Consider the following 25,321-nt stretch of genomic DNA (forward strand, 5'->3'; position numbering starts at 1 on the left):
AAAAAAAATGCCCATTTGGGGGTGTGTGATAACTGGTGAGGGGTTCAGAGCGTTACGTTCTTCAAAAACACTGCAAAACCAATGTGGGAGCGGGCTTGCTCGCGAAGGGGGCATCACATTCAACATCGATGTTGAATGTCAGACCGCTTTCGCGAGCAAGCCCGCTCCCACAGTTGATTGGTGCTGTTTCGGGGGATTTGAGCAATCCCCCTATGATCACACCAGAATCGAAGTGCCCGTCATTTCCGCCGGCTTCTCAAGCCCCAGCAACATCAGCATGGTCGGCGCCACATCCGCCAGCACGCCGCCGTCGCGAACCTTGAAGTCACGCTTGCCAACATAGATGAACGGCACCGGCTCGGTGGTATGCGCGGTGTGCGCCTGGCCAGTGGATGCGTCGGACATTTGCTCGACATTGCCGTGGTCGGCAGTAATCAGGGCTTCGCCGCCGACTTTTTCCAGGGCATCGACGATACGGCCGACGCACAGATCCAGGCATTCAACCGCTTTGACTGCCGCGTCGAACACACCGCTATGGCCGACCATGTCGCCGTTGGCGTAGTTGACCACGATCACGTCGTAGCGCTGGTTTTCAATGGCATCGACGATGCGGTCGGTGACTTCCGGGGCGCTCATCTCGGGCTGCAAGTCATAGGTGGCGACTTTCGGCGACGGGATCAGGATGCGTTCTTCGCCCGGGAACGGTTCTTCGCGACCACCGGAGAAGAAGAAGGTCACATGGGCATATTTCTCGGTTTCGGCGATGCGCAATTGCGTCTTGCCGTTTTTCGCCAGGTAATCGCCCAACACGTTGTCCAGGCTGCTCGCGGCGAAGGCCGACGGCGCGGGGATGCTGGCGGCGTATTGGGTCAGCATGACGAAACCGGACAGTTTCGGCTGGCGAGCGCGTTCGAATTCCTTGAAATCGTCTTCGACGAACACGCGGGTCAGTTCACGAGCGCGGTCGGCGCGGAAGTTCATGAAGACTACGGCGTCGCCGTCTTCGACTTTCACCGGTTCGCCGATGGAGGTGGCTTTGACGAATTCGTCGCTCTCGCCACGTTCATAAGCGGCTTGCAGGCCTTCCTGCGCGGTGGCGGCATTGAATTCGCTGCTGCCATCGACAATCAGGTTGTAAGCCTGGGACACGCGATCCCAACGGTTGTCACGGTCCATGGCGTAGTAACGGCCAATGATGCTGGCGATCCGGCCTTTGCCGAGGGCCTGGAAGGTCGCGTCCAGCAACTCGATCGACGACTGGGCGCTTTTCGGTGGCGTATCACGGCCATCAAGGAAGGCGTGCAGGTAGATTTTTTCGGCGCCGCGCTTGTAGGCCAGTTCAGCCATGGCGACCAAGTGATCCTGGTGGCTATGAACGCCGCCATCGGACAGCAGGCCCATGAAATGCACGGCTTTGCCGGCAGCAACGGCTTTATCCACCGCAGCGCAGATGGTCGGGTTCTCGAAGAACTCGCCATCGCGGATCGCTTTGGTCACGCGCGTGAAGTCCTGGTACACCACGCGGCCGGCGCCAAGGTTCATGTGACCGACTTCGGAGTTGCCCATCTGGCCGTCCGGCAAGCCGACGTCCATGCCGCTGCCCGAGATCAGGCCGTTCGGCACGGTGGCCCACAAACGGTCCAATACAGGCTTTTTGGCCGCAAAGATGGCGTTGGATTCAGGGCTCTCACTGTGACCGAAGCCGTCGAGAATAATCAGGACCAAAGGTTTAGGCGTCGTAGTCATGGATTCCACTCGTGGCTGAGTTAAAAGAAGGCGATGGAAAAGGGAGTGGCAGTTTAAAGCGAAGTTCCGACCGCGTCACCGCCGGACGGGGTTTGGCCGACCATAGCGGCTGTGTATACTGGCCGACATTTTAACGCCCTGGAACCTCCTTCGATGGTTGCTCACCTGATTGAATTTGCCACTAACCACTATTTGCTCGTCGGTATCTTCGTCGTACTGCTGGCGTTGCTGATCGCTTATCAGATGCAGGGCGGCGGTCGCAGCCTGAGCACTGGTGAACTGACCGGGCTGGTCAACAAGGATGCAGGCGTGGTGATTGACATTCGTCCGACCAAGGATTTCGCCGCTGGTCACATCGTTGGCGCGTTGAACATTCCTCAGGACAAACTGACCGCTCGCGTCGGCGAACTGGAAAAGCACAAGGCCAAGACCATTATCCTGGTCGACGCCATGGGCCAGACTGCCGGCACTCATGCCCGCGAACTGATGAAATCCGGCTTCACCGCCGCCAAGCTGTCCGGCGGTATTTCCAGCTGGAAGGCCGACAATCTGCCGCTGGTGAAGTGATATGAACAATGTCGTCGTCTATTCCAGCGATTACTGCCCTTATTGTTCGCGAGCCAAGTACTTGCTCGAGAACAAAGGCGTAGCCTTCGAAGAGATCAAGGTCGATGGCAAGCCGCAGGTGCGTGCCGCGATGGCTCAGAAGGCCGGGCGTACGTCCGTGCCGCAGATCTGGATCGGCAGCACCCACGTTGGCGGTTGTGATGATTTGTTTGCCCTGGAGCGCGCCGGCAAGCTCGACGCCATGCTCAAGGCCTGACTGCCTTACTTGAAAATAGCCAACCCTAAAAGACCCGAGATCAGAAAGGATCTGAGATGACTGACCAACAGAACTCTGCAGCTAGCGAAGAAGAAACCGCACCGCAATTCTCCTTGCAGCGCATCTACGTACGCGACTTGTCCTTCGAAGCCCCGAAAAGCCCGGCGATCTTCCGCCAGCAGTGGGAGCCGAGTGTCGGTCTGGATCTGAACACCCGTCAGAAGGCACTGGAAGGTGACTTCCACGAAGTCGTGCTGACCCTGTCGGTCACCGTGAAAAACGGTGAAGAAGTGGCGTTCATCGCTGAAGTGCAACAGGCCGGGATCTTCCTGATCAAGAACCTGGACGACGCTTCGATGAGCCACACGCTCGGCGCGTTCTGCCCAAACATCCTGTTTCCGTACGCTCGCGAAACCCTGGACAGCCTGGTGACCCGCGGTTCGTTCCCGGCCCTGATGCTGGCCCCGGTGAACTTCGATGCGCTGTACGCACAAGAGCTGCAACGCATGCAGGCCGCGGGCGAAACCCCGACTGTGCAATAAGCGTTCGATGCAGAAACGAAAAAAGCGCCGTAACAGGCGCTTTTTTCTTGGGCGGGAGATGATCGTTCCCACGCTCTGCGTGGGAATGCCTCTAGGGACGCTCCGCGTCCAGTGACGCGGAGCGTCACGGGCTGCATTCCCACGCGGAGCGTGGGAACGATCAGTCGCGGGGTTACTTGAACCCGAGCTGGCGCCAGCCTTCGTACACGGCGACGGCCACGGTGTTGGACAGGTTCAGACTGCGACAGCCTTCACGCATCGGCAGGCGCAGGCGCTGTTCGCCGGGCAGGGCATCGAGTACTTCTGCCGGCAAACCACGGCTTTCCGGGCCGAACAGGAAGGCATCGCCCTCGGCGAAGCTGGCGTCGTGAAATGGCCGCGAGCCCTTGGTGGTAAAGGCGAACAGCCGTGGATGGCCGAGGCTTTCCAGGCAGCTGGCGAGGTCTGCGTGGCGTTGCAGGGTGGCATACTCATGGTAATCGAGGCCGGCCCGGCGCAGACGCTTGTCGTCCATCTCGAAGCCCAGCGGTTCGATCAAATGCAGGTGGCAGCCACTGTTGGCGCACAGCCTGATAACGTTGCCGGTATTCGGCGGAATTTCTGGTTGGAAAAGGATGACGTGAAACATGCACGGCTCCGAAGATAAAGATGACGGGCATTCTACGCCGCCAAAGGATCCTCGTTCGAAACTATTCCCGCGGGTGATGGCTTCGCTGGCGATTGTCGGGGTGATGGTGGGTCTGATGATTGGTCGCCTGACCGCGCCCGACCCCAGCGTTTTACAGCAAGTCGAGGTGACGAACGATGGGCTGGTGGTGTGGTTCAACAACGAACCCAAAACCCACGGCGAGCTGGTCGACGGCAGCGTGGCGCTGTTGTTCGAGGCGCAAGGCCGTGCGCAGAAAGGTCAGCTCAAGCTCAACGGCAAGGACGTGAGCTGGCGAACGCGGTTGAGTGATGGCGGATTGTTGCTGACGGTGGTGGCGGCCCGGCCGCTGCAGGGCGAGTGGGCCGGTAGCGAGGTCGATGACCGCTGGCGGCTGGAGATCCATCTCCGAGAGCAATAAAAGAGGGAATCCCCGGCCTGCCTGTACCAAGGTTCCCAAAACGGCAGGGCTCGCGCATTACGTCGTGAGCCCGGTGTAAAGAAGGAATCCCCGGCCTGCCTGTACCAAGGACCCCAAAGCGGGATGGGCTCGTCGCAGTTGCGGTATGAGCCCGGTGTAAAGAAGGAATCCCCGGCCTGCCTGTACCAAGGACCCCAAAACGGGATGGGCTCGTCGCAGTTGCGGTATGAGCCCGGTGTAAAGAGGGGAATCCCCGGCCTGCCTGTACCAAGGTCCCCGAAACTGGGTAGTGAATCGAATCACTGATTGGACTATTGCAGGGGGCGTGCCAGTTTTTAACAAGTTGCAACAGAATGTCGCGCTGAAACGTCGAAAGCCCCGTATTCCGGGGCTTTCGTGTTTTTTCGATAGGGGTTCGATTGCGAACGCAGGCGGGATTTCGGATCTGTTGCCGTGCGCGATTGCGGTTCACGGTGCATTGCGGCGGTGCACAGAGGGTCTATTGGATCGTTCCCACGCTCTGCGTGGGAATTGCAGCCCGGGACGCTCCGCGTCCCTGCCGAAGCGGACGCGGAGCGTCCATTGAGGCATTCCCACGCGGGAGCGTGGGAACGATCAGGTGAACGACGAAGATTGAAAGCACTAACTAGCCCTCATCCCCCTCATCATCATCCCCACTATCAACCTTCATCCCCAATTCCTTGATCTTGCGCGTCAGGGTATTACGCCCCCAGCCCAGCAACACGGCGGCATCGCGGCGGCGGCCGGCGGTGTGTTTGAGGGCGGTTTCGATCATTATCCGCTCGAAACTCGGCACGGCGCTGTCGAGCAGACTCGACTGACCGCGAGCGAGAGCCTGATCAGCCCACTGGCGCAGCGCTTGCTCCCAGTTGGTCACCGGCGCCGAATCCTGCGGCAGGCTCAGCAGCTCCGGCGGCAGATCGCTGATGTGTACTTCGCGACCCGAAGCCATCACCGTGATCCAGCGGCAAGTATTCTCCAGCTGACGCACGTTGCCTGGCCACGGCAGGTTCTTCAGGTATTCCTCGGTTTCGCTTTTCAGCAGCTTTGGTTCCACTGCCAGTTCTTGCGCGGCGCGGCCAAGGAAGTGCTTGGCCAGGGTCGGGATGTCTTCGCGACGGTCCGACATTCGTGGAATGTGGATGCGAATCACGTTGAGGCGGTGAAACAAGTCCTCACGGAATTTTCCGGCATGCACCAGGGTTTCCAGATTCTGGTGTGTCGCGGCGATGATTCGCACATCGACCTTCACCGGCACATGGCCGCCGACACGATAGAACTCGCCGTCTGCCAATACCCGCAGCAAACGGGTCTGAGTGTCCGCCGGCATGTCACCGATTTCATCGAGGAACAGCGTGCCGCCATCCGCCTGCTCAAAACGCCCACGACGCAGGTTGGCCGCGCCAGTGAATGCGCCTTTTTCATGGCCGAATAGTTCGGACTCCATCAGGTCCTTGGGGATCGCCGCCATGTTCAGCGCAATGAATGGCGAGGCCGCCCGTGGGCTATGGCGGTGCAGGGCATGCGCCACCAGCTCTTTACCGGTACCGGATTCGCCGTTGATCAGCACGGTGATGTTGGAGTGGCTCAAGCGCCCGATGGCGCGAAACACTTCCTGCATCGCCGGTGCTTCACCGATGATTTCTGGCGTACGGGTCAGGGCGACCGGGACTTCCAGGCCTTGCTGTTCCTGAGCGTGCTGGTTGGCGCGCTTGACCAGCGACACGGCTTCGTCGACATCGAACGGCTTGGGCAGGTATTCGAACGCGCCGCCCTGATAAGACGCGACAGCGCTGTCCAGATCGGAGTGCGCGGTCATGATGATCACCGGCAGCCGTGGGTGTTGTTCGCGAATCCGTGCCAGAAGGTCCAGACCGCTGGCACCCGGCATGCGGATGTCGGAGATGATCACGTCCGGCTGCTGACGCGCCAGGCGGCTCATCACGCCATCGGCGCTGTCGAAGCTTTGCGTGGTCATGCCTTCCTGCTGCAAGGCTTTTTCCAGGACCCAACGGATAGAACGGTCGTCATCGACGATCCACACGGTTTCACTACGGCTCATGTCGATGTGGCTCCTTGTTCCAGTGGCAGAAAGATCGAGAACGTGGTGTGGCCTGGATGGCTGTCACATTCGATCAGGCCCTGGTGCTGGCTGATGATGTTCTGGGTAATGGCCAGGCCGAGCCCGGTACCGTCCGGGCGGCCGCTGACCATGGGGAAGAAGATGGTTTCCTGCAACTCGGCGGGGATCCCCGGGCCGTTGTCGATGATTTCGATCTTGGTCACCAGGCGATGACGCACGTGGCCGATGGTGAATTGGCGCATGGCGCGGGTACGCAAGCTGATGCGGCCAAGGCGCAGTTCGTTCTGGCTGCTGATTGCCTGCATCGCGTTACGCACGATGTTCAGCACGGCTTGAATCATCTGTTCGCGATCAATCAAGACATCCGGAATGCTTGGATCGTAGTCGCGCACCAAAGTGATGCGGCCCTGACTCTCGGCCTCTACTAACTGACCCACGCGCTCCAGCACTTCATGGACGTTGCACATGGCCAATGACGGCAGTTTGTTGGAACCGAGCATGCGATCCACCAGATTGCGCAGGCGATCGGCTTCTTCAATGATGACGTTGGTGTAATCGCGCAGGCTTTCTTCCGGCAATTCACGGGCGAGCAGCTGAGCCGCGCCACGAATCCCGCCGAGAGGGTTTTTGATTTCATGGGCGAGGCCGCGTACCAGCATCTTGCTGGTTTCCTGTTTCGACAGTTGCGCCTCTTCCTTGGTGATCCGCAGCAAGCGGTCACGCGGGTGAACCTCCAGCAGCAGCAGCGTAGCGCCATTGCTCAGGATGGGCGTCACGGCGTAGTCGACGGTCAGGGTCTGGCCGGTGAGGGCGGTGAGCATCGCTTCACGTTTGGTGAACGGATGCGCCTGCTCGACCGCCTGGCGCAGGGAATTCAGCGCTTCGGTGGACTCGGTGAACAACTCGCTGATGAACTGCCCATGGCTTCGCTGACCGCTGATGGCCAGTAGCATCTCCGCCGCCGGGTTCATGTACTCAAGACGCAGTTCGGCGTCGAGCAGAATGGTGGCGGTGGTCAGGTTGTCGAGTAGCAAGCGGTGTAGTGCGTCGCTAATGGTCATCAGGACCTCTTTTGGAGCAGGGCATGCGCATGAATAACGCGCCGATACGGGGAAAATGCAAAAACCAAACCAAGGCTCCGAAAAGAAGCGTTTGGAGCCTGAAACAGGCGTTTGACGCTCATTTGCGTGGCGTTCTGCCAGCTTTTGCGGGTACTTTCGAACCAAAATGGGTTGGGATGTGAGTACTGTGCACTCTCTTGCACCAATATAGTGCGCAAAGCTGAACGAAGTAAAAGAAGCTCAGTCAGCACAGATGCGAAACCTGTGGGTGCGGGCTTGCTCGCGAAAGCGGTATGTCAGGCGACATCAATGCTGACTGTGCCGCCGTCTTCGCGAGCAAGCCCGCTCCCACATGGGTTGCGCTTAATTGACTGGCATCAACGTCAGAAGAAGCTTTTTTCTTCTTCGGGTTTGTCTTTGAGGGGACATTCCGGCCGTTGGCCGTAGTCGGTAAGGACGCAGGGTTTGACCTGACGTTTCTGCGCGAGGGAAATGCGCTGCATGTGGAACGGTTGATTGGCCGTGCGTTCGACGGTACGGCCCTGTTCGTCGAGGATTTCCACCGACAGGTGATGGCTGCCGCGGTCGATGTTGCTCAGGGCGAACACCGGGCTTGGGCCGGGCTCGGCGGTGGGTTGGCCATCCAGCAGCAGACGATAGCGATGGCCCTGTTGCAGGCCGGGTTCGCTGGTAACGCTGACGATCAATTCACCGGCGGTGCTACGGATCGTGGCATCCGGGTCCGGCACCAGCACACGAAGCATGTCGTAATGAAACAGGGGTTTGGCTTTCGTGGCTGTCATTGGCGCGGCGCCGCTCGGGTTGGCCGACATTCGATTGCTGGTCGCCAGTGGCACACGTTTGGCGTTACGGGTGCCTGGCTGATCGGTGAAAACCCGGTTGCCTTGGGCATCGATGTAGGTGAAGACCTCGGCCGTTGCCGGCAGGCTGATCAGGCAGGCGACCAACAGCCAGAACCTCAAGGCTTATGCACCCGTTGTACGGTGAAAGTCACGGTGGGGCTCTGCTGCACGACATTTTGCCCATCGATCACCTGAACCGCGAGGCGGTGTTCGCCACGGTCGATGTTCACCAGTTGCAGAATCGGGACGTTGCTCGGTTGGCCGTAAGGTTGATCGTCCAGGAACAACCTCAATCGATGAGGGCCTTGCAGGCGCGGCTGGATCAATACGCCAACCGTGAACGTGCCGTTGTTCGCGCGCAAGGCTTCTTCGGTGGGCAGACCGGTCAGCTCCAGCACCTGATAGGCGCTGTTGGGCTGTTCACGGCGACTGGATTGCGCAGGCGCTACTGGCTCACTCGGTGGTTGAAGCTCGACGCTGTTGAGCGGTGGCAACTCCACGGGCTGAGCCTTTACGCCATCGGGCGGTTGATTGCTGTAGGCGGTATTACCGTTGGCGTCGATGTATTTGTAGATCTGCGCGGTGGCGGGCAGGGCGATCAGCACAAGCAGGCATAACAACAATGAGCGCATTGCAGGCTTCCATTGGCCGTTGGGCAAGTGTCCGGCCCTGTTCCGTTCATGGCGACTAAGCGCTGAGCATAGAGCACTTCAGCGCACATCGGCAGGTCGGTTCAACGGCTGGCGCTGCACAACTCAGCGGTGGCACGTACCTGGGCAAGCTCACGCAATGGCGCTTGGTTGCCGGTTTTATTGGCCTTGGTCAGCCAGGACGGACACTGCGGGTCGTTGCGATAAGGGCTGAAATCGGCCAGTTGTTGCAGCAGGCGTTTTTGTAACTCATCGAGTTGCGGGCGGATCTGCCCGACGAGATCGGGGCGAGGATCGTTGGGCGCCTTGCCTTGAGCATGCCAGTCAGACAGGTGCGCATATTGCACCAGTTTGTTGGCCTCGATCTGCGCCGAGAAGAACTGTTCGACAGCTTCGTTGCTCAATTTATAGGCAGGTGCCAGGGCGACAGCGCCGGCAATGACCTCGCGCTCGCGCTGACGGTCTTCGACCGGTTTACCGCTGTCCCATTTGCTCAGCGCGACCTGATCGGCAATTGCCAGGCGTTCTTCGATGGTGCCAAGCAGCGGGGCGAGGGCGGCAGGTGCCGGGCTGGCAAAAGCGCTGTTGGTCAGCAGGGCGGTGAGCAGGGCAAGGCATGGGCGTAGGCGCACGGGGCATCTCGGCTTTATCGGATGAAGGCCATGATGCACGCAACCGGGCATCCGATGACAGACGGTCGCCCATAAAAAAGGCCTACCGAAGGAGGCCTCTTTTTGTCACGCCGCGTGTCGCAGCGCTACCGGATCAGCAGCTGTAGTACAGCTCATATTCCAGTGGGTGTACGAAGGTACGAACCTTGATTTCTTCTTCGCTTTTCAGGGCGATGTAAGCGTCGATGAAGTCGTCGCTGAAAACGCCGCCTTTGGTCAGGAACGCACGACCTTTGTCCAGCTCTTCCAGGGCTTCTTTCAGGCTACCGCAAACTTGTGGGATCTCTTTCGCCTCTTCAGGCGGCAGGTCGTACAGGTTTTTGTCAGCGGCGTCGCCTGGGTGGATCTTGTTCTGGATGCCGTCCAGGCCAGCCATCAACAGTGCAGCGAAGCCCAGGTACGGGTTAGCTGCTGGATCCGGGAAGCGAGCTTCGATACGGCGAGCGCGAGGGCTGGACACGTAAGGAATACGGATCGAAGCCGAACGGTTGCGAGCCGAGTAGGCCAGCATCACTGGCGCTTCGAAACCTGGGACCAGACGCTTGTAGGAGTTGGTCGACGGGTTGGTGAAGCCGTTCAGCGCCTTACCGTGCTTGATGATGCCGCCGATGAAGTACAGAGCGGTATCGGACAGGCCGGCATAACCTTCGCCAGCGAAGGTGTTCTTGCCATCTTTGGCGATGGACAGGTGAACGTGCATACCCGAACCGTTGTCGCCGTACAGAGGCTTAGGCATGAAGGTCGCGGTGCGGCCGTATGCGTCAGCAACGTTGTGTACGCAGTACTTCAGGGTTTGAACTTCGTCAGCCTTGGCCACCAGGGTGTTGAACTTCACGCCGATTTCGTTCTGACCGGCAGTCGCCACTTCGTGGTGGTGAACTTCGATGACCAGGCCCATTTCTTCCATGGCGTTGCACATGGAGGTACGGATTTCGTGGTCGTGGTCGAACGGCGGAACAGGGAAGTAGCCGCCTTTGACGCCTGGACGGTGGCCTTTGTTGCCGCCTTCCACGTCCTGGTCAGACATCCACGAACCCTGTTCGGAGAAGATTTTGAACATGGAGCCGGAGATGTCGGACTTGAACTTCACTTCGTCGAAGATGAAGAACTCAGGCTCTGGACCTACGAATACAGTGTCGCCGATACCGGTGGACTTCAGGTATTCCTCGGCACGCTTGGCGATCGCACGTGGGTCACGGTCGTAGCCTTGCATGGTCGAAGGCTCGATCACGTCGCAAACCAGGATCAGGGTCGGCTCTTCGGTGAACGGGTCGAGAACGGCAGTGCTGTCGTCCGGCATCAGGATCATGTCGGAGGCTTCGATGCCTTTCCAGCCGGCGATGGAGGAACCATCGAACATTTTGCCTTCTTCGAAGAAAGCTTCATCCAGCCCATCGCGAGCCGGCATGGTCACGTGGTGCTGAGTGCCTTTGGTGTCCGTGAAGCGCAGATCAATCCACTTGACGTCATGATCTTTGATGAGTTGAACCGACTTCGACATAGTGTCCTCCGGGTGGCTTAGGGCTAGTAGTGGATGCCCTTAAATGTGGGTGATGCCGGCGCGAATACTCTGCCAAGGCAACCTGCCTCACAAGGGAGCAAATTGCATGCCAGTGCCCCACCATGGGTTTTTTGCCCCAATATCACGCTTATAAAGGTGCAAAGCCTCAAAAAGCGCCAAACACCGCCCTGTAATGTAGCGTTGAAATCCATAAATGACCTGTTTTGGTGCGCGCAAAACCTTCTGCACATTAACTGGTTAAACCTTGAGCAATTTCCGCTATAATCCGCGCCCCCCTTTTTCGGCTGGCCCAGCGCGCGCTGTTTTCATGAAACTAATCGTAAAAGTCTTCCCCGAGATCACCATCAAGAGCCGCCCGGTACGGATGCGTTTCATCCGCCAGTTGGCCAAAAACATCCGTACCGTGCTCCGCGATCTGGACCCGGCTGTGGTGGTGAACGGTGTGTGGGACAATCTCGAGCTGGAAACCCGCGTCAGCGAGCCGAAAGCCCTGAGGGAGATGACCGAGCGCCTGAGCTGCATGCCGGGCATCGCGCATTTTCTGCAGGTCGATGAATACCCGCTGGGTGACTTCGACGACATCGTCGCCAAGTGCAAACAGCATTTCGGTGACTCGTTGGCCGGGAAGATCTTTTCGGTGCGCTGCAAGCGTGCCGGCAAGCACGAATTCAGCTCCATGGATGTCGAGAAATACGTCGGCAGCCAGTTGCGTCGTCAGTGTGGTGCCTCCGGAATCTCGCTCAAAGAGCCTGAAATCGAAGTTCGCATCGAAATTCGCGACAAACGGTTGTTCGTGATCCACAGCCAGCACAACAGCATCGGCGGTTACCCGCTGGGTGCCCTGGAACAGACACTTGTACTGATGTCCGGCGGCTTCGACTCCACTGTCGCCGCCTACCAGATCATGCGCCGCGGGCTGATGAGCCATTTCTGCTTCTTCAATCTGGGCGGACGTGCCCACGAACTGGGCGTCATGGAAGTCGCGCACTTCATCTGGAAGAAGTACGGCAGCTCCCAACGCGTGTTATTTGTCAGTGTGCCGTTCGAGGAAGTACTGGGAGAAATTCTCGGGAAAGTCGATAACAGTCATATGGGTGTAGTTTTGAAGCGTATGATGTTGCGCGCTGCTTCCCGTATTGCCGATCGGCTGGACATCGAAGCGCTGGTCACCGGCGAAGCGATTTCCCAGGTGTCGAGTCAGACGTTGCCGAACCTGTCCGTGATCGACTGCGTAACCGACAAGCTGGTCTTGCGTCCGCTGATCGCCAGTCACAAGCAGGACATCATCGACCTGGCCAACGAAATCGGCACCGCCGACTTCGCCAAGCACATGCCGGAATACTGCGGGGTCATCTCGGTGAACCCCAAGACTCATGCCAAGCGCCATCGCGTGGAGCATGAAGAGAAAGAATTCGATATGGCGGTACTCGAGCGTGCGCTCGAGAACGCCAAACTGGTGCCGATCGATCGCGTGATCGACGAATTGGGCCAGGACTTGCAGATTGAAGAAGTCAGCGAAGCGCTGGCGGGGCAAATCGTCATCGACATCCGTCATCCTGATGCCGCTGAAGACGACCCCCTTACGCTTTCTGGCGTCGAGGTACAAACGATGCCGTTTTATGCACTGAACGCTCGTTTCAAGGAACTGGACCCTACTCGCCAGTACCTGCTCTATTGCGACAAAGGCGTGATGAGTCGCCTGCATGCCCACCATTTGCTCAGTGAGGGGCATGCCAATGTGCGCGTTTATCGACCGAGCTAAGTGCCCGGGGCTGTTTGCCTGTGGCCTGCGTCACCGGCCCCCCGACGCCGCCGTCAAGCTGTAACGGCTTTACGGACGCAACGTTAATCGCTGCCAAGACTTGTCAGCACACCGAATCCTCTGATCGAGATACACAAGTGATCGAAAATCTACGCAACATCGCCATCATTGCTCACGTTGACCATGGTAAAACCACCCTGGTAGACAAACTCTTGCGTCAATCCGGCACCCTGGAGCGCAACGAGCTCAACGACGAGCGCGTGATGGACTCCAACGACCAGGAGAAAGAGCGCGGTATTACCATTCTGGCGAAAAACACCGCCATCAACTGGAACGGCTACCACATCAACATCGTGGACACCCCGGGCCACGCCGACTTCGGCGGCGAAGTTGAACGCGTAATGTCGATGGTTGACTCCGTTCTGCTGCTGGTTGACGCTCAAGACGGCCCTATGCCGCAAACCCGTTTCGTGACCAAGAAGGCTTTCGAAGCCGGCCTGCGTCCAATCGTGGTCATCAACAAGGTTGACCGTCCAGGCGCGCGTCCGGACTGGGTTCTGGACCAGATCTTCGACCTGTTCGACAACCTGGGTGCTACCGAAGAACAGCTGGATTTCAAAGTCGTCTACGCCTCGGCCCTGAACGGTATTGCTGGTCTTGACCACACCGACATGGCTGAAGACATGACCCCGCTGTACCAGTCGATCGTCGACAACGTACCTGCGCCGAAAGTCGACCGTGACGGTCCGTTCCAGATGCAAATCTCCGCTCTGGACTACAACAGCTTCCTGGGTGTTATCGGCGTTGGCCGTATCGCTCGTGGTCGCATCAAGCCGAACACTCCGGTTGTTGCTATCGACGCCGACGGCAAGAAGCGTAACGGTCGTATCCTGAAGCTGATGGGTCACCACGGCCTGCACCGCATCGACGTTGAAGAAGCAGCTGCCGGCGACATCGTCTGCATCAGCGGTTTCGACCAGCTGTTCATCTCCGACACTCTGTGCGACCCAACCGCTGTTGAAGCGATGAAGCCGTTGACCGTCGACGAACCAACCGTTTCCATGACCTTCCAGGTAAACGACTCGCCTTTCTGCGGTAAAGAAGGCAAGTTCGTCACCAGCCGTAACATCAAAGAACGTCTGGACAAAGAACTGCTCTACAACGTTGCTCTGCGCGTTGAAGAAGGCGACTCGGCTGACAAGTTCAAAGTTTCCGGCCGTGGTGAGCTGCACCTCTCGGTACTGATCGAAACCATGCGTCGCGAAGGCTTCGAAATGGGTGTTGGTCGTCCGGAAGTGATCATCCGCATGGTTGACGGCGTCAAGCACGAACCGTACGAAAACGTGACCATCGACCTGCCAGAAGAATCGCAAGGTTCGATCATGGAACAGATCGGTATCCGTAAAGGCGACCTGACCAACATGGTTCCGGATGGCAAGGGCCGTGTGCGCCTTGAGTACAACATCCCGGCTCGTGGCTTGATCGGTTTCCGTAACGAGTTCCTGACCCTGACCTCCGGTGCAGGCATCCTGACCTCGATCTTCGACCGTTACGACGTGATGAAGTCCGGCGACATGTCCGGCCGTCAGAACGGCGTGCTGGTTTCGGTTGCTACCGGTAAGGCGCTGACTTACTCGCTGGAAACCCTGCAAGCTCGCGGCAAACTGTTCCTGGGTCACGGTGAAGACGTGTACGAAGGTCAAATCGTCGGCATCAACAGCCGCGACAACGATCTGGGCGTCAACCCAACCAAAGGCAAGAAGCTCGACAACATGCGTGCTTCGGGTAAAGACGAAACCATCGCTCTGGTTCCGCCTATCCGCTTCACCCTGGAGCAGGCTCTGGAATTCGTTCAAGAAGACGAATTGTGCGAAGTCACTCCTAAGTCCATCCGTCTTCGTAAGAAGATCCTGGGCGAAAGCGAGCGTACCCGCGCTGCCAAGAAAGCGGGTAACTGAGTTTCGACTTAGTTAGCGCTTAAAAAAACGCCCCCGATCGTAAGGTCGGGGGCGTTTTTGTTTGTCTGGGTTTTTTGCAGCGTTTGGCAGGGCCCCTTCGCGAGCAAGCCCGCTCCCACACTGAATCTCGGTCGTACACAAACTTTGTGTACGCTGGAGATTGAAGGTGGGAGCGGGCTTGCTCGCGAAAGCGGTTTGTCAATCGCTGAAGAACTCTACGATTGTTTAGAACTTGTCCAGCGTCCGCGGATTGCTCTCGCGCACCACTTCTTTGGGCTTGTACGCGCAATACCCCGGCCGCGGTCCGATCTTCGGGTGGTTGCGGCAGGTGTCCGGGCGCTTATCATAAATAGTGCACAAACGGCTCTTACGATCCAGGTACAGGCAATCGTTGTTGCTCATGCGCTGAAGGGTGAAGATCTCGGACTTCTGGTTATAGCGCTCGACGATCCCTTCCTTCTGCAAACGCTTGGCGATGTTCTTCGGCGGGTCGCCACGCTCGAATTCGTCGACGATGCCGATACGGATCAGATCCTTGATCTTGACCTCGACCGGCAAGGTGCAGCAGCTGGAAACGCAGGAACCGCACATCGGGGCAGAGTACTTGGCCCAGGTATCGAGGCGATCGATCTCCGCGGCGGCGATCAGGTTGGGCTTCATCATCGGTTGTTACCAGCGTGTGCATCAGGGCGCGCGATGATACCGGGACTGGTGGATTTTTGAACAACCTTTCGCCAGATTTTTTCGCTTGGCGCAAAATTATCCCTGTGTCCGGCACGGCCCCTGCATTGTTTCTGGCACGCGACAACGTAATGTCGATCTATCTCGCACTAACAGGGAAAACTGCCGAACCAGAGTCTCAATGGTCTGTCAGACCGACTAGGCTCAGACAACTTCACGCTCGCTCGAGGTCCTATCGATGACTCAAGAACCACTTGTTCGCGAAGCAGAGGTGGCCGCATTCCGCGACGCCGTCTTGACCAAGCTTACCTACGCGGTGGGCAAAGACCCGGATCACGCCTTCGACCACGACTGGTTCGAAGCCATCGCCCTGGCGGCGCGCGATCACATGGTCGAGCACTGGATGGACCACACCCGGCAGATCTACCGTAATGGTCAGAAGCGGGTCTATTACCTCTCCCTTGAATTCCTTATCGGCCGCTTGCTCTACGACAGCCTGAGCAACCTCGGCCTGCTCGATGTGGCTCGCGAGGCCATGACCGAGCTTGGCGTCGACATCGAACGCATTCGTCTGCTGGAGCCCGATGCGGCACTGGGCAACGGAGGCCTCGGACGTCTGGCGGCGTGCTTCATGGAAAGCATGTCGACCCTTGGCATCGCCGGCCATGGTTACGGCATTCGTTACGAACACGGTTTGTTCCGCCAGGCCATCGTCGACGGCTGGCAGCAGGAGCAGACCGAACACTGGCTGGATTTCGGCAACCCGTGGGAGTTCGAACGGCCGGAGGTCGCCTACCCGATCGGCTTCGGCGGTAGTGTCGAAACCGTGACCGATGAAAGCGGCAAATCCAGGCAAGTCTGGTCCCCGGCGGAAACCGTGCGGGCCATTGCCTATGACACTCCGGTGGTCGGTTGGCAAGGCGCGAGTGTCAACACGCTGCGGCTGTGGCGTGCCCGGGCCATGGAGGAGTTGCACCTGGAACGCTTCAACGCTGGCGACCATCTGGGCGCGGTAGCAGAAGTGGCCCGGGCCGAAAGTATCTCCCGCGTGCTCTACCCGGCGGACAGCACCGAGGCCGGGCAGGAGCTGCGCCTGCGTCAGGAATACTTCTTCGTCGCTGCATCCCTGCAGGATTTGCTGCGCCGCCATCGCAACATGCACACCTCGGTGCTGACCTTGGGTGATCACGCGGCCATTCAACTCAACGACACTCACCCCTCGATTGCCGTGGCCGAGTTGATGCGTCAGTTGGTCGACGTTTATGACGTGGCGTGGGATGCGGCGTGGCAGGTCACTGTCGACACGCTGTCGTACACCAACCACACGCTGTTGCCGGAAGCGCTGGAAACCTGGCCGGTCGGTTTGATGGAGCGGATGCTGCCACGGCACATGCAGATCATTTATTTGATCAACGCCCAGCACATAGACTCATTGCGGGCCAAGGGCGTTCACGATTTCGACGTGTTGCGTGCGGTGTCGCTGATCGAGGAGGACAACGGTCGTCGTGTGCGCATGGGCAACCTGGCATTCCTTGGTTCTCACAGCGTCAACGGCGTGTCTGGCCTGCACACGCAGCTGATGCGCAGCACGGTGTTCTCCGAACTGCATAAACTCTATCCGGAGCGGATCAACAACAAGACCAACGGCATTACCTTCCGCCGCTGGCTCTATCAGGCCAACCCCGAGCTGACCTCGATGATGGTCGACGCCCTCGGCCCGGATCTGCTGGATAACCCCGAAGAACGCCTGATCGGGCTGGAACCGTTTGCCGAGAAGACTGCTTTCCGCAAACAGTTCGCCGAACAGCGGCTGCACAGCAAGAAAGCCCTGGCGTACCTGATTCATGAACGGCTGGGGGTCGCGATCAACCCGGCGGCAATGTTCGATGTGCAGGTCAAGCGAATCCACGAATACAAACGTCAGTTGCTCAACCTGCTGCACACCGTCGCGCTGTATCAGGCGATTCGTGCCGAACCGGAAATCGACTGGGTGCCGCGGGTGAAAATCTTCGCCGGCAAAGCGGCGGCCAGTTATCACCAGGCCAAGTTGATTATCAAGCTGACCAACGACATCGCCCGGGTGGTCAACAACGACCCGACCGTGCGTGGTTTGCTCAAAGTGGTGTTCTTGCCCAACTACAACGTCAGCCTGGCCGAAAGCATCATTCCGGCGGCGGATTTGTCGGAACAGATTTCCACCGCCGGCTTCGAAGCCTCGGGCACCAGCAACATGAAATTCGGCCTCAACGGCGCGCTGACCATCGGCACCCTGGACGGGGCCAACGTGGAGATGAGCGAGCGCATTGGTGTCGAACACATGTTCATCTTCGGCCTTAGCGCCGAGCAAGTGGAGGCGCGCAAGTTCAACCATGAGTTCAACGCGGCACCGGACATCGCCGCCTCCCATCGACTCAACGATGTGCTGCAAGCGATTCGCGGCGGGGTGTTCTCACCGGACGATCCGTCCCGCTACACCACGCTGATCGATTCGCTGGTGGACTACGACCGCTTCCTGGTCTGCGCCGATTTCGACTCTTACTGGAACGCTCAGATGCGGGTCGAGGCTCATTGGCACGACTCCAAAGAATGGTGGCGCTCGGCGGTATTGAGCAGCGCGCGGATGGGCTGGTTCTCGTCCGACCGGACCATTCGCGAGTACGCCACGGATATCTGGAAAGCGTTGGAGTAACTTTTAGCGACAAATGTGCGTAAGGCCCAACGTCCGTTGGGCCTGATCGATATACTAAGCACCAACTTGACCCTTGTGGGAGCGGGCTTGCTCGCGAAGAGGGCCTGACATTCAACATCAATGTCGAATGTCAGGCCCTCTTCGCGAGCAAGTCGGATCGCCGCACCGCCGCTCCCACATTGGATTTGTGGTGCAGATGCAATCTGCTCTCACACTGGACTCCGGGTGTCTTCTCACTAGACTGAGCCTTGACGCTATATCGCCCGGATTTGCCCCACCGCGGGGCTGCTTAGGGATATCGACCATGCAATGGATGTTCATGCTGATTGGGCTGCTGCTCGGCTGGATGCTTGACGAGTCGTTCAGCGATGCGCTGTTGGGCGCTTTGCTCGGGCTGGGTATTGGCCAAGCCATTCGCATCGGCCGCTTGACTACTCAAACCGCCGAGCAGCGGCGCTTGCTCGATCAGGCGCAGGTTGCGCTGAATGCGGTCGAGCAGCGATTGGCGTTGCTGGAAGTGTCGGGCGTCAAAACACCTGAAGCCAGTGAACCTGCGACCAGCGAACCGGTTCCATCCCCTGAAATCATTCTCGAGCAAGTCCCTGTCGCCTCCCCGGAGCTGATCTGGGAGCTACCGCCCGAATTCGAACCCATCACAGCGGCTGCCGCCGAAACCAGTCGTCCACTGCCCGATGATCTCTGGAAACCCGAACCGGTTACCCGTGAACCGCAACAACCTGCGGCGCCTCGTGGCCCGAACTTCATCGAGCGCGCCATCAGCGGCGCGCGTTACTGGTTGTTCGGCGGCAATACCGTGCTGCGGGTTGGCGTGGTGCTGTTGTTTCTCGGTTTGGCCTTCCTGTTGCGCTACGCCACTGAAGGCGTGGTGGTGCCGGTCGAGTTGCGTTACGCCGGTGTCGCGGCGGCGGCCTTGGGCTTGCTCGCGCTGGGCTGGTGGTTGCGCCTGCGCAACAGCAATTACGCACTGATGCTGCAAGGCACCGGGATCGCGGTGCTGTACCTGACTGTATTTGCCGCGATGCGTTTGCACCCGCTGCTCGACCCGACGGCGGCACTGGGGCTGCTGGTGGTGGTGACGGTGTTCTCGGCGATTCTCGCCATTACCCAAAACGCCCTGGGCCTGGCCGCCGCTGCCGCGCTGGGCGGTTTCGCCGCGCCGATCCTGACCTCTACCGGCGCTGGCAACCATGTCGCGCTGTTCAGCTATTTTGCCTTGCTCAATGCCGGCATCCTCGCCATCGCGTGGTTCAAGGCCTGGCGGCTGCTTAACCTGATCGGTTTTGTCGGCACCTTCGGCATCGGGTTGGCCTGGGGCCTGCGTTCCTATACGCCGGAATTGCTGTGGAGTACCGAGCCGTTCCTGATTCTGTTTTTCCTGATGTACCTGGCCATCGGTTTGTTGTTTGCTCGGCGCAAGCTGCTGGAAATGAGCGACGCGCCCGAGGACGACAGCCGCGATGCACTGCTGCACTGGTCGGCGCGCAAGGGCGATTACGTCGACGGCACCATGTTGTTCGCGCCACCGCTGGTGGGTTTCGGTTTGCAGTTCGCGCTGGTGGAACATCTGGAATTTGCCGCTGCTTTCAGCGCCTTGGCCCTGGGCATTATTTACATGGGGCTGGCCCGGTTGCTGATGGGCGGTCGAGCGCTGTTGTTGGCGGAAACCTGTCTGGCGCTAGGGGTGATCTTCGCCAGCCTGGCGATTCCCTTGGGGCTCGACGCGCGTTGGACTGCAGCTGCCTGGGCGGTGGAAGGCGCGGGGATTTTCTGGCTCGGCCTGCGTCAACAACGACCACTGGCGCGAGCCTTTGCCTTGCTGCTGCAACTGGGCTCGGCACTGGCCTTCCTCAGTGAGCTGCGGATCGGCGAGAGCAGCCTGCTCGATGGCGCACCGCTGGGGGCGTTGATGCTCGGCGTGGCGCTGCTGTTCAGCTTCTACCAATTGCGCAAAGCGTTGCCTGAACAGGCGTCGCAGTGGGAGCGCCAAGCGCTACCGGTGCTGGCCTGTCTGGGGCTGACGTTCCTCTATCTGCTGGCGCCGCTGTTCTTCTTCACTCATGGCACGGCGATCAGCTGGGCGCTGGCCGGGTTGGCGACGCTGTTTGTCGGCCTGCGTCTGCAATCGCGAACCTTTCTGTTCACCGCGTTCGCTGTGCAACTGCTCGGCGGTGCGTTGTTCCTGTTACGACTGCAAGGGGCGGGCGGTGAGTCTGCCGCCGTGTTCAGTGCCGGTTGGAGCGGTTTGCTCAGCGCGTCCCTGATCGGGCTGGCGTTGATCGCCGGGATGTTGCTGGCGGCCCGCGACGAAATGGTGCGCCGTGACGTGCGTTTGCTGCGCGGCTTGTCGGTGGTGTTGCTGGCCGGTCTGGTGCTGATCAACCTCGCGGTGTTGTTCGTGTTGCCATGGCAAACCGCGAGCGCGGTGTGGGCCGCCAGTGGTTTGTTCATCATCTGGCTGAGCCTGTACCTGAAGCAGCGCGTGAGTTTTGTCTTTGGTCTGCTGTTGCAGGTGATCGGTGGCGCTGCGTTCCTGTTCGCCGGGCCGGACCTGCTCGGCCCGCTGCTCAGCGAAGGGTTGCGACCGCTGGCGCATAGCGGTTTCTGGACGCCACTGGTGCTGGGTCTGGCTGCGTTCGTCGGGGCTTGGCGTTTGCAGCTCGGCAATCATGCTTCGGCCTTCGATGGGTTGAGCCTGCAGCGCTTGTCCGAAGTGTTGCTGGTATGGGGCGCGGGTTGGTGGGTGCTGGCGTGGGTCAGCGAAGTGCTGCGCTTTGCGCCGTTGAATCTGCAAGCCACTTTGTTGCTGGCCGTCGCCGCCGTGAGTGTCACGCTGTGGACGGTATTGGCGCTGCGCCTGAAGTGGTCGTCGCTGGGCTTGCTCTGCACCTTGCTGATTCCCGCAGCAGGTCTGGTGCTGCTCGCGGCCTGGCATTCGCGTTATCACCCGGCCGCCAACGTCGGCTGGCTGGTTTGGGCTGCGGTGTTTGTGGTGCATTTCATCTCGCTGCGGCGTCTGGCGCCGACGCTGCCCGCAACAGCCCTGAGCACCGCCCATGTGCTCGGCTGCTGGCTGTTGATCGGCGTGTTGGCCCTGGAACTGCGTTACGGTCTGCTGCTGTTGTCGGAGCAGTACAACGCCTGGCGCTGGCTGGGCTGGGCGATTCTGCCGAGCCTGTATCTGGTGCTGATGGCCGCACCGCGGGCGTGGCCATGGCCGGTGTCGGAGTATCCTCGCGAGTATCGGGTCTATGCCGCTGCGCCGTTGGCCTTGTTGATGCTCGGCTGGTTCTGGTTGGCGAACATCGCCAGTGACGGCACCGCTGAGCCATTGCCGTATGTGCCGCTGATCAACCCGCTGGAGCTGGGCCTGTTGTTTGCTTTGTTTGGCGTTTACGTCTGGTCTCGCAGCGCTGTGACGCAACTGGCGATACGCAAGGAGTACACCGATAACGCCACGCAAGTGATTGCCGGGGTTTCGCTGTTCGTCTTTTTCACCGCGCTGGTGATGCGCACGGCCCATCATTGGGGCGGCGTGCCGTACGCGCTGGATCTGCTGCTTGAGTCGATGCTGGTGCAGGCGGGCCTGTCCATCGTCTGGACCCTGATGGCCCTGAGTCTGATGATCGGTGGGCATCTGCATCATCGCCGCGAAGTCTGGCTGATCGGCGCGGCGCTGATCGCGCTGGTGGTCGCCAAGCTGTTCTTCGTGGAACTGAGTAACCGTGGCGGGCTGGCGCGGATCGTGTCGTTTATCGGCGTTGGCGTGTTGCTGTTGGTGGTGGGGTATTTCGCTCCGTTGCCGCCCAAGCGTGCCGAAGCTGTGCCGGATGTTGAAAAACCGGCCCCTGAAACCGAAGGAGTGTCGTCTTGAGTCAGAAGCTGAACCTGGGGTGGTGGGGTGCTGTGGTGCTGGGTGTGACGCTGTCGGCCGGCGCGCAGGAAAAACCGCCGGACTTTGCCACGCAGGTGCCGTTGTCGGTGAGTGGCGAGGGCCCGTGGTATCGCCTGGAATTACCCTTGAGCGTGCAACTGAAAGCGCGGCAAACCGATCTCAGCGATCTACGCGTGTTCAACGCCGCCGGTGAGCCTCAGGCTTATGCTCTGGCCCGGGAACCCGCGCAGACCCGCGAAAACCGCACGCTGAACGACGTGAAGTGGTTCCCGTTGTACAACTCGGCGGATGCCACCGAACGCGCGCCGAGTGTGCGCGTGCAATCGAACACCAACGGCACGTTGATCGAAGTGCAGCCGCCCAGCCAGTTGGAGGCGGGCGAAGAAGAGCTGCGCGGCTGGTTGCTCGACGCCAGCAGCATCAAGGCGCCGTTACAGCAATTGATCCTCGATTGGACCAGCGATCGCGACGGTTTCCAGCGTTTCAGCATTGAAGCCAGCGACGATTTGCAGCATTGGCAGTCGTGGGGTGAAGGGCAGGTGGCACGTCTGACGTTTGCCGACGAACGTGTCGAGCAACATGAAGTCGGCCTGCCGGGGCAATCGGCGCGCTATTTGCGCTTGCTGTGGAGTTCACCGCAGTCGGCGCCGGTGCTGACTTCGGCACAACTGGAAAGCGCCAACCCGCGCACCTTGCCGCTGCCGTTGGTCTGGTCGCAACCGTTGGCTGGCACCAGCGTGAAGGCCGGTGAGTACATCTGGCAATTGCCGATGGGGCTGAATGTCCAGCGCTTGCAGATCGAACTGAGTCAGCCCAACAGCCTGGCGCCGGTGACGTTGTCGGGTCGCAGGGAGACCAGCCTGCCGTGGCAACCACTGACCAGCGGTTTGCTTTATCGCCTGACCCAGAATGGCCAGGACGTGGTGCAAAATGAATTGCAGCTGCCGGGCCAGACCGTGCAGCAATTGAAGCTGACGGTGGATGAGCGTGGCGGCGGCTTGGGCGCCGAAGCGCCGACCGTCCGATTTGCCGTGCGCTCCACGCAACTGGTGTTCCTGGCACGCGGGGCCGGGCCTTATACGCTGGCGCTGGGGAGTGCGACGGTGAAGGCGGCGAGCTTGCCATTGTCGACGCTGATTCCGGATTACAGCGCTGCGAAGTTGGCGGCGTTGGGCAAGGCAACGGTTGAGGGTGGGGTCGTGGTGACACCGGCGGCGACAGCGCCAACGGTGGCGGACACGAACTGGAAGAAATTCGGGTTGTGGGCGGTGCTGTTACTCAGCGTGCTGGTTCTGGGGGCCATGGCGTTCAGTTTGCTGCGCAAACCTGCTGTTAAATCCTGAGGATGGCTGGCGCTGCGCGCCATTCGCGAGCCAGCCCGCTCCCACACTGGATCTCGGTCGTACACAAACGTTGTGGCCGCTGAAGATCTACTGTGGGAGCGGGCTTGCTCGCGAAAGCGATCTATCAGCCACAAAAAAACCTCAATCTGCCACTGATCCACAAGCCACATCGGCCCCATTTCGAACTACGCTCTACCCCGCACATGAACTCTATTGGGTGTATCACGTCTGATAGGAGGAAATGCGCCCCGACTCGCGCTAAACTGCGCGGGTTTTTAGCCCCCCCATTCCACCGGAGCCGTCCATGTCCCGCGTTACCTTGAGTCGCTATTTGATTGAGCAGACCCGCAGCAACAACACTCCTGCCGATCTGCGCTTCCTGATCGAAGTGGTGGCGCGTGCCTGCAAGGAGATCAGCCACGCCGTGTCCAAAGGCGCCCTGGGTGGCGTTCTGGGCAGCATGGGCACTGAAAACGTCCAGGGCGAAGTGCAGAAGAAGCTCGACGTGATCTCCAACGAAATCCTGCTCGAAGCCAACGAATGGGGCGGTCACCTGGCCGGCATGGCGTCCGAAGAAATGGACAACGCCTACCAGATCCCGGGCAAATACCCGAAAGGCGCGTACCTGCTGGTATTCGACCCGCTGGACGGTTCGTCGAACATCGACATCAACGCCCCGGTCGGCACCATCTTCTCGGTACTGCGTTGCCCGAACGAATACCTGACCCAGAACGAGCCCTTGAATGAAAAGGCCTTCCTGCAGCCAGGTACCCAGCAAGTGGCCGCCGGCTACGCGATCTACGGTCCGCAGACCATGCTGGTGCTGACCTTGGGTGATGGCGTGAAAGGCTTTACCCTGGACCGTGAAATGGGCAGCTTCGTACTGACCCATGAAGACATCAAGATCCCGGAGTCCACTCAGGAATTCGCGATCAACGCGTCCAACCAGCGTCACTGGGAAGCTCCGGTACAACGCTATGTCGGCGAATTGCTGGCTGGCGATGAAGGCCCACTGAAAAAGAACTACAACATGCGCTGGGTTGCCGCGATGGTTGCCGACGTGCACCGCATCCTGACCCGTGGCGGCCTGTTCATGTACCCACGCGACAGCCGCGAGCCATCGAAGCCAGGCAAACTACGCTTGATGTACGAAGCAAATCCGATGTCGTTCTTGGTTGAGCAGGCGGGCGGCGCGTCCACCGATGGTCACCAGCGCATCCTCGACATTCAGCCTGAAGGCCTGCACCAGCGCGTAGCGGTGTTCCTCGGCTCGAAAGAAGAAGTCGCACGCGTCACGGCTTACCACAAGGAATAAACCATGACCGCGCCCTGGCAGCCGTTACTCGAATGGTGGTTCGGATCTTTCGAATCACCCAACGAAATAGCGGCTGACAAGGGCAAGTTATGGTTCGGCAAACGTGACAGCCAGGACCTCGAAGCGCGTAAGCGATTCGGGGACCAGGTCGAACAGGCACTGGCCGGCGGATTGACCGAATGGGTGCAATGCCCTGAAGGTTGGCTGGCCCTGGTGCTGCTACTCGATCAACTTCCGCGAATGATCTTTCGCGATACTCCCAAATCCTTTTCAGGCGATCTCAGGGCTCAGGCACTGGTAGCGCAAGGCATTGCTGCGGATTTCGATCGGCAACTGCGCCCGATCCAGCGGGTGTTTATCTATCTGGTGTTCGAGCACTGCGAAAATCTGGCAGTGCAGAACGAAGCGGTTTCGCGGTTTCTTGATCTGGTTGAACAGCAACCGGAGGCGGATCGGGCGGTGTTTGCCGACAACCTGGATTATGCCGAGCGGCATCAGAAGATCATTGCGCGGTTTGGACGGTTTCCCCATCGCAATGCGGTGTTGGGGCGTGAATCTACGGGTGAGGAAATTGAGTTTTTGAGTGGGCCGGGATCGCGGTTCTGATGGGC

20 protein-coding genes are annotated in these 25,321 nt (G+C 59.5%); 11 read left to right on the forward strand and 9 right to left on the reverse strand.

The annotated features are described in order from the left end of the window. Positions 1-216 precede the first annotated feature (216 nt). The gene (gene gpmI, locus IC37_RS09700) at positions 217-1,746 is read right to left on the reverse strand and encodes a 2,3-bisphosphoglycerate-independent phosphoglycerate mutase (RefSeq protein ID WP_030129278.1); all 1,530 of its coding nucleotides are present in this window, start codon (positions 1,744-1,746) and stop codon (positions 217-219) included. A gap of 153 nt (positions 1,747-1,899) precedes the next feature. Here gpmI and IC37_RS09705 point away from each other — a divergent pair, with 153 nt between their 5' ends. The 3 genes from IC37_RS09705 to secB are packed head-to-tail and all read left to right on the forward strand — an operon-like array spanning position 1,900 to position 3,111. Then, positions 1,900-2,313, forward strand: a complete 414-nt coding sequence (locus IC37_RS09705; protein WP_030129277.1) for a rhodanese-like domain-containing protein — start codon at positions 1,900-1,902, stop codon at positions 2,311-2,313. 1 nt (position 2,314) lies between these two features. Beyond that, positions 2,315-2,569: a glutaredoxin 3 gene (gene grxC, locus IC37_RS09710; RefSeq protein ID WP_007939440.1), complete on the forward strand. Its 255-nt coding sequence runs from the start codon at positions 2,315-2,317 to the stop codon at positions 2,567-2,569. A gap of 56 nt (positions 2,570-2,625) precedes the next feature. Next, positions 2,626-3,111: a protein-export chaperone SecB gene (gene secB, locus IC37_RS09715; protein ID WP_030129276.1), complete on the forward strand. Its 486-nt coding sequence runs from the start codon at positions 2,626-2,628 to the stop codon at positions 3,109-3,111. A 172-nt stretch (positions 3,112-3,283) separates the two neighbouring features. On the opposite strand, the gene IC37_RS09720 is transcribed toward secB, so the two are convergent. Next, positions 3,284-3,739, reverse strand: a complete 456-nt coding sequence (locus tag IC37_RS09720; RefSeq protein WP_007949025.1) for a tRNA (cytidine(34)-2'-O)-methyltransferase — start codon at positions 3,737-3,739, stop codon at positions 3,284-3,286. Between IC37_RS09720 and IC37_RS09725 the strand changes: the two genes are divergently transcribed. Next, entirely contained in the window at positions 3,738-4,178 is a 441-nt protein-coding gene (locus IC37_RS09725; protein WP_030129275.1) for a hypothetical protein, read from the forward strand. The two genes, IC37_RS09720 and IC37_RS09725, sit on opposite strands and share 2 nt — an antisense overlap. 646 nt (positions 4,179-4,824) lie before the next feature. Here IC37_RS09725 and ntrC read toward each other — a convergent pair. The 6 genes from ntrC to glnA form a co-directional block, all read right to left on the reverse strand. Beyond that, positions 4,825-6,261: a nitrogen regulation protein NR(I) gene (gene ntrC, locus IC37_RS09730; protein ID WP_030129274.1), complete on the reverse strand. Its 1,437-nt coding sequence runs from the start codon at positions 6,259-6,261 to the stop codon at positions 4,825-4,827. Beyond that, positions 6,258-7,343, reverse strand: coding sequence for a nitrogen regulation protein NR(II) (gene glnL, locus IC37_RS09735; RefSeq protein WP_030129273.1), 1,086 nt, complete (start codon positions 7,341-7,343; stop codon positions 6,258-6,260). The genes ntrC and glnL overlap by 4 nt, the downstream gene beginning before the upstream one ends. Positions 7,344-7,726: 383 nt before the next feature. After that, positions 7,727-8,326: a DUF4124 domain-containing protein gene (locus IC37_RS09740; protein ID WP_030129272.1), complete on the reverse strand. Its 600-nt coding sequence runs from the start codon at positions 8,324-8,326 to the stop codon at positions 7,727-7,729. Beyond that, entirely contained in the window at positions 8,323-8,838 is a 516-nt protein-coding gene (locus tag IC37_RS09745) for a DUF4124 domain-containing protein (protein ID WP_030129271.1), read from the reverse strand. The genes IC37_RS09740 and IC37_RS09745 overlap by 4 nt, the downstream gene beginning before the upstream one ends. 101 nt (positions 8,839-8,939) lie before the next feature. Beyond that, positions 8,940-9,488 (reverse strand): chorismate mutase, encoded by a 549-nt coding sequence (locus IC37_RS09750; protein ID WP_030129270.1) that lies wholly within the window; start codon positions 9,486-9,488, stop codon positions 8,940-8,942. Positions 9,489-9,621: 133 nt separating this feature from the next. Then, a complete protein-coding gene (glnA, locus tag IC37_RS09755; RefSeq protein ID WP_007907861.1) occupies positions 9,622-11,028 on the reverse strand; it encodes a glutamate--ammonia ligase in 1,407 nt (468 codons plus the stop codon). Between the two features lie 328 nt (positions 11,029-11,356). On the opposite strand from glnA, the gene thiI reads away from it, so the two are divergent. Both thiI and typA read left to right on the forward strand, forming a co-directional pair. Then, positions 11,357-12,811, forward strand: a complete 1,455-nt coding sequence (gene thiI, locus IC37_RS09765; RefSeq protein ID WP_030129269.1) for a tRNA uracil 4-sulfurtransferase ThiI — start codon at positions 11,357-11,359, stop codon at positions 12,809-12,811. A 137-nt stretch (positions 12,812-12,948) separates the two neighbouring features. After that, entirely contained in the window at positions 12,949-14,769 is a 1,821-nt protein-coding gene (typA, locus tag IC37_RS09770) for a translational GTPase TypA (RefSeq protein ID WP_030129268.1), read from the forward strand. Between the two features lie 225 nt (positions 14,770-14,994). Here typA and IC37_RS09775 read toward each other — a convergent pair whose 3' ends face one another. Continuing rightward, positions 14,995-15,432, reverse strand: coding sequence for a YkgJ family cysteine cluster protein (locus tag IC37_RS09775; RefSeq protein WP_030129267.1), 438 nt, complete (start codon positions 15,430-15,432; stop codon positions 14,995-14,997). A 256-nt stretch (positions 15,433-15,688) separates the two neighbouring features. Between IC37_RS09775 and IC37_RS09780 the strand changes: the two genes are divergently transcribed. From IC37_RS09780 to IC37_RS09800, 5 genes are all read left to right on the forward strand, one after another. After that, a complete protein-coding gene (locus tag IC37_RS09780) occupies positions 15,689-18,139 on the forward strand; it encodes a glycogen/starch/alpha-glucan phosphorylase (protein WP_030129266.1) in 2,451 nt (816 codons plus the stop codon). A 304-nt stretch (positions 18,140-18,443) separates the two neighbouring features. Then, positions 18,444-22,031, forward strand: coding sequence for a DUF2339 domain-containing protein (locus IC37_RS09785; protein WP_030129265.1), 3,588 nt, complete (start codon positions 18,444-18,446; stop codon positions 22,029-22,031). Then, complete coding sequence (locus IC37_RS09790; RefSeq protein WP_030129264.1) at positions 22,028-23,395, forward strand: DUF3999 domain-containing protein; 1,368 nt, start codon at positions 22,028-22,030, stop codon at positions 23,393-23,395. The genes IC37_RS09785 and IC37_RS09790 overlap by 4 nt, the downstream gene beginning before the upstream one ends. Positions 23,396-23,699: 304 nt before the next feature. After that, entirely contained in the window at positions 23,700-24,710 is a 1,011-nt protein-coding gene (locus IC37_RS09795) for a class 1 fructose-bisphosphatase (RefSeq protein ID WP_030129263.1), read from the forward strand. Between the two features lie 3 nt (positions 24,711-24,713). Continuing rightward, positions 24,714-25,316 (forward strand): DUF924 family protein, encoded by a 603-nt coding sequence (locus tag IC37_RS09800; RefSeq protein ID WP_030129262.1) that lies wholly within the window; start codon positions 24,714-24,716, stop codon positions 25,314-25,316. Positions 25,317-25,321 lie beyond the last annotated feature (5 nt).

The organism is Pseudomonas sp. QTF5 (assembly GCF_000512695.2).
GTDB lineage: Bacteria > Pseudomonadota > Gammaproteobacteria > Pseudomonadales > Pseudomonadaceae > Aquipseudomonas.

What these genes read in the sequence shown, in the direction of transcription:
- gpmI (WP_030129278.1), bottom strand. Translation starts at nt 1,746, where the DNA reads ATGACTACGACGCCTAAACCTTTGGTCCTGATTATTCTCGACGGCTTC.
- IC37_RS09705 (WP_030129277.1), top strand. Translation starts at nt 1,900, where the DNA reads ATGGTTGCTCACCTGATTGAATTTGCCACTAACCACTATTTGCTCGTC.
- grxC (WP_007939440.1), top strand. Translation starts at nt 2,315, where the DNA reads ATGAACAATGTCGTCGTCTATTCCAGCGATTACTGCCCTTATTGTTCG.
- secB (WP_030129276.1), top strand. Translation starts at nt 2,626, where the DNA reads ATGACTGACCAACAGAACTCTGCAGCTAGCGAAGAAGAAACCGCACCG.
- IC37_RS09725 (WP_030129275.1), top strand. Translation starts at nt 3,738, where the DNA reads ATGCACGGCTCCGAAGATAAAGATGACGGGCATTCTACGCCGCCAAAG.
- IC37_RS09720 (WP_007949025.1), bottom strand. Translation starts at nt 3,739, where the DNA reads ATGTTTCACGTCATCCTTTTCCAACCAGAAATTCCGCCGAATACCGGC.
- ntrC (WP_030129274.1), bottom strand. Translation starts at nt 6,261, where the DNA reads ATGAGCCGTAGTGAAACCGTGTGGATCGTCGATGACGACCGTTCTATC.
- glnL (WP_030129273.1), bottom strand. Translation starts at nt 7,343, where the DNA reads ATGACCATTAGCGACGCACTACACCGCTTGCTACTCGACAACCTGACC.
- IC37_RS09745 (WP_030129271.1), bottom strand. Translation starts at nt 8,838, where the DNA reads ATGCGCTCATTGTTGTTATGCCTGCTTGTGCTGATCGCCCTGCCCGCC.
- glnA (WP_007907861.1), bottom strand. Translation starts at nt 11,028, where the DNA reads ATGTCGAAGTCGGTTCAACTCATCAAAGATCATGACGTCAAGTGGATT.
- thiI (WP_030129269.1), top strand. Translation starts at nt 11,357, where the DNA reads ATGAAACTAATCGTAAAAGTCTTCCCCGAGATCACCATCAAGAGCCGC.
- IC37_RS09775 (WP_030129267.1), bottom strand. Translation starts at nt 15,432, where the DNA reads ATGATGAAGCCCAACCTGATCGCCGCCGCGGAGATCGATCGCCTCGAT.
- IC37_RS09780 (WP_030129266.1), top strand. Translation starts at nt 15,689, where the DNA reads ATGACTCAAGAACCACTTGTTCGCGAAGCAGAGGTGGCCGCATTCCGC.
- IC37_RS09785 (WP_030129265.1), top strand. Translation starts at nt 18,444, where the DNA reads ATGCAATGGATGTTCATGCTGATTGGGCTGCTGCTCGGCTGGATGCTT.
- IC37_RS09795 (WP_030129263.1), top strand. Translation starts at nt 23,700, where the DNA reads ATGTCCCGCGTTACCTTGAGTCGCTATTTGATTGAGCAGACCCGCAGC.
- IC37_RS09800 (WP_030129262.1), top strand. Translation starts at nt 24,714, where the DNA reads ATGACCGCGCCCTGGCAGCCGTTACTCGAATGGTGGTTCGGATCTTTC.